Raw genomic sequence first — 11267 nt, forward strand, 5'->3', positions numbered from 1 at the left:
GGGAAGTTGGGTGACTTGGCAAGATCGGTCACACCAGGCAGGATGTGAACACAGCGCTTGTTGGGAGGCACATTGTGGGTCAGCGTCGGGTGTTAATTACGGGATGTTCTTCGGGGATTGGGCGATCGCTCTGTGAGGAGTTTCACCGTCGGGGCGATATTGTCATCGCGACGGCCCGGCAACCAGACTCGATCGCCGATCTGCAAGCAACGGGCCTGCACACTTACCGCCTGGATGTCACCCAAGCCGACCAGATCGCGCAGCTCGTCGCAACGTTGCAGCAAGTGGGACTGGTGCCCGATGTATTGGTGAACAATGCGGGGTATGGCTTGTTTGGCCCGGTGATGGATTTGCCCCCAGCGGCGATCGCGACTCAATTTGCGACGAATGTCACGGCGCAGGTGCAACTGGTGCAGGCGATCGCGCCCCTGATGAAAGCGCAGGGCGGCGGCCTGATTTTGAATATTGCCAGCGTCTCCAGTGTCTTTACCACGCCTTTTGCGGGGGCCTACGCGGGCTCAAAAGCGGCACTGCGGGCACTCTCGGAAGCGTTGCGGATGGAGCTGGCTCCCTTTGGCATTCAAGTGGTGACGGTGCATCCGGGAGCGATCGCCTCCAAATTTGGCGACAATGCGCAATTGCCAGCCGCCGCCCTCCCCGAAGACTCTTGGTACACCCCCATTGCCGACAAAGTGCAAATGCGCGCCACCCTATCTCAGCAAAACGCTACCTCCAGCGACGAGTTTGCGCGTCAACTCGGCCAAAAAGTCGACCGTGGGGCGTTGCCGCCAGAGATTTGGTTGGGCAAAAAAAGTTGGCAACTGCCCTTTCTCAAACGCTGGCTCCCTGCCCGGCTGCTCGATCGCCTGCAAAGCAAACGCTTTGGGCTGAATACCCTGCGTTAGCACGACTCAACTCCGAGCATTTGCCGATGTAGCCATTCAAACTTTGCCAATCTGACCAACTCGGGAACCGCCAGGTCCGGCCTATTCGAGTCAAGCAAATTGTTGTTTGAGGTGAGCCGAAAATCGCTGGAAATCATTCTCAATATCAGGATTTTTCATGACATCAAAGCAGGCAAAGGTTTCCAGCGGCTCCATGCCAAAAAATTTGAAATTCAGGTGCATGGGCCAGAATAAATCATCAATGGTTTTACCTTCAAAGAACCACTGATCGGGATCATTAAAGGCCTCTTTAGGAGCGTTTAAGGTCAAAGAGAGCATGTACTTTTTGCCCGTCAACGTTCCCCCCGTGCCGTATTGTTGGCTGGGATCTTGGCGAGTTCTGCCGTCGCCAGCGCAGAGTCGGCCATCCATCCCCGCCGAATAAACGGTATCCATGTAGCGCTTAAAGCTCCAGGGCACTTCCATCCAATTCACCGGAGTTTGCACAATGATGGCATCGGCCCATTGGTGCTTCTCAATTTCTTGATCAACGTTGTAATCGTCCTGCATGGTGGTGATTTGGACGTCGTAGCCTTGTTGTAACAGCTCAGTTTTGGCCTGATCAACCAGCGTGGCATTGAGCTTGCCGGGGGAAAACGGATACGCTTCGTGGGCGTTGATGATGAAAATGTTTTTCACGGTGAATGTTTCCTGATAGGTAAGGGAAAGGAGTCAGGCGAAAAGCCTAGAAACGGGAGGCGTTTTCTGCCTGAGAAGCCGCTTCGTCGCCCTGGCCAAAGAAGGCGGGAAAAGGTTTGGGAATGGTGACGGCTTTTTGGGTGGCGGGGCGAGCATCGATGCGATCGCACCAGGCTTGGAAGTTATCTAGTCCGTCAACGGAAACCTTGGCCCAGGGATAAGACCGCACCCAGGGATAGGTCGCAATATCGACAATGGTGAACTCGTCACCAAGGATGTAAGGCTTGTCGGCTAACTGTTTGTCTAAGACTTCGAGCAAGCGGCGAGATTCGGTGACGTAGCGATCGATAGCGTAGTCATCCTGAATGCCTTTGGGGGCGGCAATGCGCTGAAAGTACATGGCCTGACCCATCATGGGGCCGATGCCCGCCATCTGAAACATCAACCACTGCAGCGCTTCCGACCGGGCTTTTTCACCCACGGGCAGAAACTGCTGATACTTCTCGGCCAGGTACCAGAGGATGGCCCCCGACTCAAACACGGCAAAATCATCGTTGCTGCGATCGACAATCGTGGGAATGCGACCGTTAGGGTTCAGCCGCATATACCAGTCAGACTTTTGCTCTTTTTTGCCAAAGTCGATGTAGGTCAAGTCATATTCGACTCCAGCTTCTTCGAGAAAGATGACAGGCTTCCAACCGTTCATGGTGGAAGCGGTGTAGAGATGAATATCGGGGGATGCCATAAAACGTTCTGTCGGTAAAAGAACTGCGAACCGAATACACAAGATGGATGAACGAGCGCCCCATCGCGCCCTTTGGCGAGAGATAGCACAGCTCAGCGACCTGTCCTAAGATAGTCAGACCAGTAACCAGGGTCAACCAGTATACTTTTAGTAACCTGTTAGCAACCTGATTTTTATGGGCGACATTACCAACATCAGCACTGACAGTCAGGGCCGCAAGGTCGTTGCCGAGCCATGTTTAGAGCCTTGCCCCATTGAGCGCGGGATGCGCCTGTTGGGGGGCAAATGGAAGGGCTCGATTCTCTGGCATCTCAAAGATGGGCCGGTGCGCTTCAATGATCTGGCTCGTCAGTTAGGCGGAGCGAGTAAGAAAATGGTGAGCCAACGCCTACAAGAAATGGAGGAAGCGGGTCTGGTGAAACGAGAAGTGATTAGCGATCGCCCCATCGCCGTCGCCTACGAAATTACTGAGTTTGGGCGATCGGCCGTTAACTTCCTAGAAATCCTCAAAGACTGGGTAGAAAGCCATGAAATTTAGTTTGGGATTAGAGGATGGGTAATCTCACCGAAAACCTGGGCATGTTTATTCTAGAGGAGCCAACCTAATTACCTACTATGGGACCATTAGGCTGACTGATTTCTATATGAACGCCCAGGTCAAGTAATTAGATTGAACGATTTCCATCTAATTACATAAATAATAGAAGTCAGTCAGAATGCGTCGGTTTAATAGATAGTCAAGCTTAAAACAGCCATGCCAGCAATCACACAAGAAATGATCCGTGCCTCATATGATATTGCCAAACAAATATATGATGGCGCCATTAGCCACAAAGATGGCCTAGATGAGTTAGTAGATCATTACGGTATGAACAGAAATTCTGCTGGCGACTATGTACACAATTACAAATGTATGCTAGAAGCACGCAGATTCCCCAGAACTAGCAACGCCTACGGGACAGAATATTATCTTCAAAAAATCCATGAAGATGGCGGAAGGACGTGCTTATTAAATGCTTTATCTGCTCTCAGACAACATATTGATTATTACGAAGACATAGGCAATACGACTCTCCATAAGCAAAGGGAAATATGTGCGAGGTTCACTAAAATAGCGGCTGTTGATATTCAAGAAATATTTCCAAGTGAAGTAACCGAAGAAGATGAGTCCTTACTCGAGGGGAAAACCAGAAAGGTTAGTGTCAACGTCTATGAGCGCAACCCAATAGCTCGACAGCAATGTGTAGACCATTATGGTTGCAAGTGCGTGATTTGTGATTTCGATTTTGAAGAGACTTATGGAGATATAGGAAAATCATTTATACATGTTCACCATTTAGTAGAAATATCATCAATTAGCAATGAATATTCTATTGATGCAATCAACGACTTGAGGCCCGTCTGCCCGAATTGCCATGCAATGTTACACAAGAAGAAACCTGCGTACACAATTAGTGAAGTCAAACAATATTTAACAACCCGTCCAACTTGACTGGCCTATAAAAAGCACCGTCAAGTCAACTCAAACGTTAAAGGGTGATCATAAACATTGCAATCCTGATAGACGATCACTCTCCTCTAACTAACACCCAGTTAGTGACTGGGGCATAACAGCGAGATTGTTATGCTCGGAAGCGCGAGTACGATATCGTTTCATGCTGACTCATCCACCACTTGTAGTACCTCGGCATAAAGCTGCGCATCAATCCAGAAGCCGACTTGCTCGATCAAATCATCAAGCAAGGGCTTTACTTCCCGAATTAAGTTATTACGTTTGGCGGCAATCAGGATACCTAAGACACCGGTCACTTGAAGCCCTGCTCCTATTGCGGCAGCTCTTCCCAAGCGTTCATCCATCAGAAGACGATCAGCCTTTAACTCGACGGCGAGGGTGATCGCTTCAGCTTCTCCAAGGTCGAGTGTGGCCCTTAGTTTGTTTACAAATGCTTGATCAGTGGCGGGTTGGATTTTAACCCAACTTAAAGTTGGCACCTCCCTAGCACTGACATCAGTATTGCCGACATGAGTAATTTCGTTGTAAACAGCCGTTGGAATTACGATTTCACCGTAGAGCTGGTTGAGTAACTCGATTTGGCCAATGGTAGATAGGTAAAAGATCGGTGACGTATTACTGACTACGATCATCGCCAATCGTTTGCTTCTAGAGTTTTGAGATCTTGCTGCAAGTCTTCAACACCATAATGAATGGGGATTTTACGACTACCTAATAGGCGCTGAAATTCCAGTTGATTCATCCCTACAAAATGACTGGCAGTGCCGAGAGTAATTTTTTCCTGTTGGAATAGCAAAATGGCAATTTCGAGTTTGAGATCGGTTTCAGTAATATGTGCTGTTTGCAAAAACTCATCGGAAATGACTAAACCCATGGCTTTAATCTCCTAATTTCCATGTGCTTTCCCCCCTAATTCTGCTGATTTCTGAGAGACTGCTTGCGAGTATAGAATAAGCGATCGCTCTCCTCTAGCCGGAATCCAGGTGGCGGTTTCAGAAACTCGCTTTCAGCGTTTCTCTCAAGTCAAAGGCCGCATCGTCATCGGTGCTCGACACCATAATCATGACCGTCATTGGTTCAGAGTTTTCTAAACAAACAAAGACAGCGGTGGAAATGTCGGTCGTGCCCGCCACGCTATTGCCTTCGACCTGAATGTCGGTCAACCCAGCATTGGTGAGGGCGGCAGTGGAGCGATCTAAACACGTGGTCAAATTCATTTCAACGCTGCGCCAGGCATAATACAAGCCCGGTGACTGTCCCCAGGCGGGAGCGATCGCCCCCAACAATCCGGCACTGAGTCCGACCAGAGCACCAATCCGCGAAATTGCCATAGGGCCTCCTGAAAAGGGGTGTGGATTTGCAGACCACCGCCAATCTTGTATGAAGTAGTCTAGCCTCCTAGTTAACCCAACGCCAAAACTTTGGTCGCGATCGCTCACTGTCACCTTGAGTCATTTTCAGCCCCTCACCCGAATCCGTCTTGTGAGTTCAGTGACGCTGGCCCCGGTGCCCGCAGTTCCCCAGCGGCACAAAAGATGCGCCAATGAGGGCATGATGATGACTCATCGCCCCACTGGCGCATCATTGGCTAACCGAATTGTTTAGAGTTTGGCGTGGGAGCCATCGCAAAAAGGGGCATTCCCGGTCTGTTTGCACTGACACAGGGCTACTTGCTTTTTCTCCTCGATGGTAAATTTCATCGGCGTAAAGCCAGTGTCTTGGTGAGCCCCGTTGCAAAAGGGTTGATTGTCAGAATTGCCACAGGTGCAATACCAATAGTCACCGGGCTCTAGCTCCATGACTTTGGGCTGCTTGGCAGCCACGTTTGGGCTTTCCATGATGGTGTTCTCCTCTAGGTAAGTGAAAGAGATCGCCCCGCTCACCGATGAGTGGGGCAGGGCGATCGCTGTTGCAATGCGGGGGAACCAGGCAACTGATTCCCCAACGGGTCAGGGCTGCCGAGTCGAAAGGGTTGACTTGAGCGCTGCCCAATTTTGTCTAGGCCGCCATGTCAAATAGCAGCACTTCGGCGTCTTCGCTGGTTCCGGTCAGGGTCAAGGCGACGGGCTCAGATACCGCCACCCCATCACCCGCAGTCAGGTCATGACCATTCAACTTGATCGCCCCTTTCGCCACGTGTAACCAAGCTTGTCGGTTAGCCCCAAGAGTGTGGGTGACCGACGCCTCGGGCTGCAACACCGTGGCATACAAATCCACATCTTGATGAATGGTGACGGAGCCTTCGCGGCCATCCTGGGAGCCCACCAGCCGCAGTTGATTCTGCTTATCTTCTGGGCCAAAGTAGGTTTGCTCGTAGCTGGGCTCGATGCCTTGCTCAGCTGGCAAGACCCAAATTTGCAAAAAGTGGACAGGATCGGTGTCCGAGGCGTTGTACTCGCTGTGCATGATGCCGGTGCCAGCCGACATCCGCTGCACATCACCGGGCCGGATGACAGAACCATTGCCAATGCTGTCTTTGTGCGCCAAGCTACCGTCTAACACGTAGGAAATAATTTCCATGTCGCGGTGGCCGTGGGTCGAAAAGCCTTGCCCTGGGGTAACTTTGTCTTCGTTGATGACGCGCAACGTGCCAAACCCCATGTGCGCCGGATCGTAATAGTTGCCAAAGGAAAAGGAATGACGACTATCGAGCCAACCAAAATTCGCTTTGCCGCGATCGCTGCCAGGTCGCAGGGTAATCATGAGACACCTCCTTAATTTGGCGTCGGAATTAATATCACTGGCTTTATTATGGAATGACTCTCAATAAAAGACAATACTCAATTTAATCAACTCTTTGTTTCTATTCATTCGACAATCAGATGGATAAGTTTGACAGTATGCGAGCCTTTGCCCAAGTGGTCGAATCGGGAGGCTTTGCCGCCGCCGCTCGGCAAATGGGGCTGTCGCGATCGGCGGTGAATAAGCTGGTAATGAATCTGGAGGAAGCGCTCAAAGTGCAACTACTCCAGCGCACGACCCGCAAAGTGACCCCCACCGCCACTGGGTTAGCCTTTTATGAGCGGTGCATCGCCATTTTGGCCGATGTCGCGGAGGCCGAACTCGCGGTGTCTAACTTGCAAACCAAACCGCAAGGGCAACTCCGCATCAACGCGCCGATGACCTTTGGCACCCGCCATCTGGCCCCACTACTGGCACAGTTTTTGAGGCAGTATCCCGACTTACATGTGGAGCTGAGTTTGAGCGATCGCTTCATCGACCCGATCGAAGAGGGCTTTGACGTGACTCTGCGCATTGCCCGCCCCACCTCAATGGCTAACCTGATTGTGCAAACACTCGCGCCCGCGCCGGTGATTTTATGCGCCGCGCCGGATTATTTGCGCGATCGCCAGCCGCCACAAATTCCCAGCGATTTGGCCGATCATCCCTGCCTCGCCTACGGCCACCTCGCCACCGACAACCAATGGACGCTTGTTGGCCCCGACGGTGAACACAAAATCACGATTTCTGGTCCCCTCTGCGCCAACAATGGCGAAGTGTTGCAAGCCGCAGCCGTTCAGGGATTAGGCATCGCGTTGCTCCCTCGATTCATTGTGCAGGCCGATCTTGCCGCCGGTCGGTTACAACAGGTCATGCCCGCCTACGAAGCGCCCAAAATCTCAATTTGTGTGCTGTATCCGGTCAACCGTCATCTCTCGACCAAAGTGCAGTTGCTGGTGGATTTTCTGGCTGAACAGATTGACACCCAGGCATAAGGCGTTGAAGTCGATATGAGCAACCGCGGTGGGCGAAGAGACATGAAACCAGCCTCCGCCAATCTCAATCTCGTGAGGGGGGGCTGAGATCGTCCATCCCCTCGTCATGCAGGTTGTGGATGATGGCTTTTTGAGGGATGTCTGTCATGGCTGGGTGGAACGAAACGGTGTGCCACTCGTCCCCCAATAAAGGCGTGACCTCAGCTCAGTGCACGTGACTAAATCAGTCGCTGGCGCGATCGCACGGGTTCACGTCCTCCCCTAAGATAGGGGGCTGTGTGTGGTGTCAAGTAATGTAGCAAGATGCGATTTTCAACCTCTGTTGCCGCCAGTCTGATGGCGGTATTAGCGAGTATTGGGGGCTATTCTGCGGCGGTAGCCTCCGCGCCGTTGGCCGCCCTGGCGCAGCCATTAGCGATCGCCCAAGCGCTGGAAAATAAAGGGGAACTCAAAGACGACGGCTCAACCCTGTTGCGGTTTGAAACCGATCACTATCTGGTGCGGGTATATCGCCAAGATGGCTTGACCTATCTCAACGTTTACAACAAAGAAACGGGCTACACCGACCAAAACGGGGTGCTAGCCTACGTGGTGAGTCCAGAAACGGCTGACGACCCGTGGCGCACCTACGCCAATCAGCAGGGCGATTTAGAATATCGCGCCAGGGTCAATCCGCAGGGGGAAACCGCACTCGAAATTCGCTTGCCGGATGGCCCAACGGCCCGCCCCGAAGCTGGCTTTAATGTCACTTACAGCTTTCCCCACACTTATTTAGACGAAGATTTAGACAGCACCCTCGAGGAGCTCGAAGCGGCGGGTTGGGTAATCGAGACCACAACGGCGGAGGGGGTGCAGCTGACCCGCAACCAACTGGCGCTAGACCTCAAATTTGACCCGGTCACTCAGGTCATTACCTATACTCGTCTCATTGATTTGACTTAAGAGATCTCCAGAAACCAAAATGTTTAGCTGCGGTGCATGACGCTGCGCTCATGACACCCTACGAGTGGGCAATTATTGATCAGAGATCTCCTTAGCACTGCACCGCGATCGCCGCTACCCTGTCCATTGGCACTCGATTTTCACTGGTCACAAGAGAGGCATCCCTTGCAACGAGTCGTTGTTGATCCGGCACAAATTCAGGCCGATCAGCTCAATTTAACGGTCGATCAGCGGCATTACCTGCAGCGGGTATTGCGGCTCAAATCGGGCGATCGCTTTTTGGCGTTAGATGGACAAGGCCATCTGTGGACGGCTATCTTGCAACCCGATGCCGCACAGGCAACCCTGACGGCGATCGCGCCTGAAGTTGCCCCAACCACCGGGGTGCGATCGCGCATCACCCTCGCGGCCTGCCTACCCAAACAAGGCTTTGATGAGGTGGTGCGTCAAGTGACCGAACTCGGGGTGGATGAAATTGTGCCGATTGTTAGCGATCGCACCGTGCTCCGCCCTAGTGCCAACAAACTCCAACGTTGGCGACGCATCGCTGCCGAAGCCGGGGAACAATGCGAGCGCTTGACCGTCCCTAAGGTGAGGGAGCCCCTAGCTTGGTCCAGTTGGCTAGCCCAAGAGTCACAGGATACTCGAGTCATCTGCGTCGCCCGACGGTCAGCCCCCGCGCTATTGTCAGTGAGTCTGTTGTCCCCTCTCCCGGCGATAGAAATAGCCATTGGCCCCGAAGGCGGTTGGACGGAATCAGAAGTCACCCAAGCCCTGGCCCACGGCTATCAGCCGGCGTCTTTGGGCGGCTCAATCTTGCGCGCAGTCACCGCGTCTGTGGTGGCGATCGGCATCCTTCAAGCTGGCATTGAATTCGCTAACATAACATCATCAAACGACACATCACTATGAACATTGCCAATCTGTCAGAGACAACCACAGAGGTCTGTTTGTCTGGTTTCCATGCCTTGTCCGATCCGTTGCGCATGAACGTCATCGAGCGCCTACGGACGCAAGAAATGTGCGTCTGTGACCTCTGCGATGAATTAGAGGTCAGTCAGTCTAAATTGTCCTTTCATTTGCGCGTGCTCAAAGATGCCGGGCTCGTCAAAGCCCGTCCCCAAGGTCGATGGACATACTACAGTTTAGACCTGACCCAATTCACCGCACTTGAGCAATACCTGGCTGATTATCGCCGCCACAGCCCCATCATTCCGACTCGCTTACGCGAAGAAGCCCAATAATCGCTGGGCGCTCAAATCACTTCCCCAGATCAGCCAAGGAAGGAGTTGTACGGGTTGGGCAGTGCCCAAGTATCTGTTTGGCGGGGCTTGAGATCCCCCGCTGTCGCCACCCCCTTGAAAAGCTATCCATTAGGCATAAGTCGCTCAAAGTTATGCCAGCAACGGTTTCTAGACTTCGGTTGAGCGATTAACACCTCACCGCCTGCGGCACCTCTCCTAAGCCCTTCGGGCAGGCTGAGCCAACGCAAGGAGAGGTTTATTCATGGGCTGGGAAGAAATTTGCCTCAAATCTGACCGGGGCTCCGGTTCCTCTCCTTGCCAAGGAGAGGTTAGGTGAGGTTCTAAAGTCCTGAAAACGGCTACAACCGATCTCTAAACTGACTAGCTGAAAAGGGATACAGCAACTTTTGTGTAAGGGATAGCCTTGAAAAGGGGGCTCTCAAGAACTCGGCTTGAAGTCCCTCTTTTTAAGGGGAATTCAGGGGGAGCAGTCGCAACCTGACGCTAAACACATACGTGCCCAACCCGAACGATCAGACAGGGGAGCAACGAACCGCGATCGCATTTAGCCCCGATTGCTACCCTTTTGGGAGAGGGAAATCACTTTAACGAGCGCAAGGGGCGAATCATCCAGTATGGCAATGTCTTACCTAAGTTTGAACGAGGTCACGGCGGCCCTGCAGTTTGCCGCGCGTAAACACCGACAGCAGCGCCGCAAAGATGCCGAGCGAACCCCTTACATCAATCACCCGATCGCGCTGTTGAATATCTTGGTCAACGAAGCGCAAATCAGCGATGCAGTGGTGTTAATCGGCGCTTTATTGCACGACACGGTCGAAGATACCGACACTAGCCTGACGGAAATCGCCGCTCTATTTGGGGAAGAAGTGGCCGCTGTGGTTGACCAACTGACTGACGATAAATCACTGCCCAAGGCGACCCGCAAACAGTTGCAAGTTGAACATGCGGCAACGATCAGCGATCGCGCCAAACTGGTAAAACTAGCGGACAAAATCGCGAACGTGCGAGATATTGCGATGTCGCCGCCGCCCGATTGGTCGCCAACCCGTCAGCAAGAATATTGCGACTGGGGCAAGCGCGTAGTTGATCAAATGCGAGGCACCCACACCATCTTAGAGACCCTCTTTGATGAAGCGTATACTGCGGCCACCCAAGATTGGGCTCAAGCCGAATAGCGAGCCCCCCAAACGACAACGCCGGGCCAGCGAGGTCGCGGCCTAAACAACCCTTCACTGAGGCAAAATCATCAGGGCAATATCATTTTCCAAAAGAAATCCTAAGAAATACTGCAAAACATTGACGCGATTCCAGCCAATTGACGGGAATTAGACCGCTTAGGTGCAAGATGATAGAAGAGGCGTCAGGGCGCACTGCGGCTAGGGCATGGGCCATGTTTGGCCTAGCTTTTGGCGCAGCCGATTATTCAAAGCTCTCAACGAAAATACTGTGAATGATGACTGAATCTAGCCAGGTCGTTGAGGAGGCACCGGAGTTGAGCTAAGG

15 protein-coding genes are annotated in these 11267 nt (G+C 52.4%); 8 read left to right on the top strand and 7 right to left on the bottom strand.

What is annotated here, in order from left to right; translation table 11 throughout:
• Window positions 1–74 precede the first annotated feature (74 nt).
• Window positions 75–905, top strand: a complete 831-nt coding sequence (locus tag DYY88_RS12925) for an SDR family NAD(P)-dependent oxidoreductase (RefSeq protein ID WP_039727511.1) — start codon at window positions 75–77, stop codon at window positions 903–905.
• A gap of 90 nt (window positions 906–995) precedes the next feature.
• Here the strand turns inward: DYY88_RS12925 and DYY88_RS12930 are convergent, their stop codons facing one another.
• Together DYY88_RS12930 and DYY88_RS12935 are read right to left on the bottom strand one after the other, a co-directional pair.
• On the bottom strand, window positions 996–1583 hold the full coding sequence (locus tag DYY88_RS12930; RefSeq protein WP_039727510.1) for an NAD(P)H-dependent oxidoreductase: 588 nt from the start codon (window positions 1581–1583) through the stop codon (window positions 996–998).
• Window positions 1584–1629: 46 nt separating this feature from the next.
• On the bottom strand, window positions 1630–2328 hold the full coding sequence (locus DYY88_RS12935) for a glutathione S-transferase family protein (RefSeq protein WP_039727509.1): 699 nt from the start codon (window positions 2326–2328) through the stop codon (window positions 1630–1632).
• A gap of 175 nt (window positions 2329–2503) precedes the next feature.
• Between DYY88_RS12935 and DYY88_RS12940 the strand changes: the two genes are divergently transcribed.
• Together DYY88_RS12940 and DYY88_RS12945 are read left to right on the top strand one after the other, a co-directional pair.
• Window positions 2504–2866, top strand: coding sequence for a winged helix-turn-helix transcriptional regulator (locus tag DYY88_RS12940; RefSeq protein ID WP_039727508.1), 363 nt, complete (start codon window positions 2504–2506; stop codon window positions 2864–2866).
• A gap of 216 nt (window positions 2867–3082) precedes the next feature.
• A complete protein-coding gene (locus tag DYY88_RS12945; RefSeq protein ID WP_039727507.1) occupies window positions 3083–3820 on the top strand; it encodes an HNH endonuclease in 738 nt (245 codons plus the stop codon).
• Window positions 3821–3981: 161 nt separating this feature from the next.
• Here the strand turns inward: DYY88_RS12945 and DYY88_RS12950 are convergent, their stop codons facing one another.
• The 5 genes from DYY88_RS12950 to DYY88_RS12970 all read right to left on the bottom strand — a co-directional run bounded on the left by DYY88_RS12950 (window position 3982) and on the right by DYY88_RS12970 (window position 6544).
• Complete coding sequence (locus tag DYY88_RS12950) at window positions 3982–4473, bottom strand: PIN domain-containing protein (RefSeq protein WP_039727506.1); 492 nt, start codon at window positions 4471–4473, stop codon at window positions 3982–3984.
• The gene (locus DYY88_RS12955; RefSeq protein ID WP_039727505.1) at window positions 4470–4715 is read right to left on the bottom strand and encodes a UPF0175 family protein; all 246 of its coding nucleotides are present in this window, start codon (window positions 4713–4715) and stop codon (window positions 4470–4472) included. Before DYY88_RS12955 ends, DYY88_RS12950 begins: the two co-directional genes overlap by 4 nt.
• A gap of 118 nt (window positions 4716–4833) precedes the next feature.
• The gene (locus DYY88_RS12960) at window positions 4834–5172 is read right to left on the bottom strand and encodes a hypothetical protein (protein ID WP_039727504.1); all 339 of its coding nucleotides are present in this window, start codon (window positions 5170–5172) and stop codon (window positions 4834–4836) included.
• A gap of 270 nt (window positions 5173–5442) precedes the next feature.
• Window positions 5443–5679, bottom strand: a complete 237-nt coding sequence (locus DYY88_RS12965) for a CDGSH iron-sulfur domain-containing protein (protein WP_039727502.1) — start codon at window positions 5677–5679, stop codon at window positions 5443–5445.
• A gap of 160 nt (window positions 5680–5839) precedes the next feature.
• On the bottom strand, window positions 5840–6544 hold the full coding sequence (locus tag DYY88_RS12970; protein ID WP_039727501.1) for a pirin family protein: 705 nt from the start codon (window positions 6542–6544) through the stop codon (window positions 5840–5842).
• 119 nt (window positions 6545–6663) lie between these two features.
• On the opposite strand from DYY88_RS12970, the gene DYY88_RS12975 reads away from it, so the two are divergent.
• The 5 genes from DYY88_RS12975 (at window position 6664) to DYY88_RS12995 (ending at window position 10939) form a co-directional block, all read left to right on the top strand.
• Window positions 6664–7557 (top strand): LysR family transcriptional regulator, encoded by an 894-nt coding sequence (locus tag DYY88_RS12975; protein WP_039727500.1) that lies wholly within the window; start codon window positions 6664–6666, stop codon window positions 7555–7557.
• A gap of 303 nt (window positions 7558–7860) precedes the next feature.
• On the top strand, window positions 7861–8499 hold the full coding sequence (locus DYY88_RS12980; RefSeq protein WP_039727498.1) for a hypothetical protein: 639 nt from the start codon (window positions 7861–7863) through the stop codon (window positions 8497–8499).
• A gap of 165 nt (window positions 8500–8664) precedes the next feature.
• Complete coding sequence (locus DYY88_RS12985) at window positions 8665–9411, top strand: 16S rRNA (uracil(1498)-N(3))-methyltransferase (protein ID WP_039727497.1); 747 nt, start codon at window positions 8665–8667, stop codon at window positions 9409–9411.
• Window positions 9408–9743 carry an ArsR/SmtB family transcription factor gene (locus tag DYY88_RS12990; RefSeq protein WP_044151270.1) on the top strand — a complete coding sequence of 112 codons (336 nt, stop codon included), beginning with the start codon at window positions 9408–9410 and terminating at the stop codon, window positions 9741–9743. The genes DYY88_RS12985 and DYY88_RS12990 overlap by 4 nt, the downstream gene beginning before the upstream one ends.
• 635 nt (window positions 9744–10378) lie before the next feature.
• A complete protein-coding gene (locus tag DYY88_RS12995) occupies window positions 10379–10939 on the top strand; it encodes an HD domain-containing protein (RefSeq protein WP_201279020.1) in 561 nt (186 codons plus the stop codon).
• Window positions 10940–11267 lie beyond the last annotated feature (328 nt).

The organism is Leptolyngbya iicbica LK (assembly GCF_004212215.1).
Classification (GTDB): Bacteria; Cyanobacteriota; Cyanobacteriia; order Phormidesmidales; family Phormidesmidaceae; genus Halomicronema; species Halomicronema iicbica.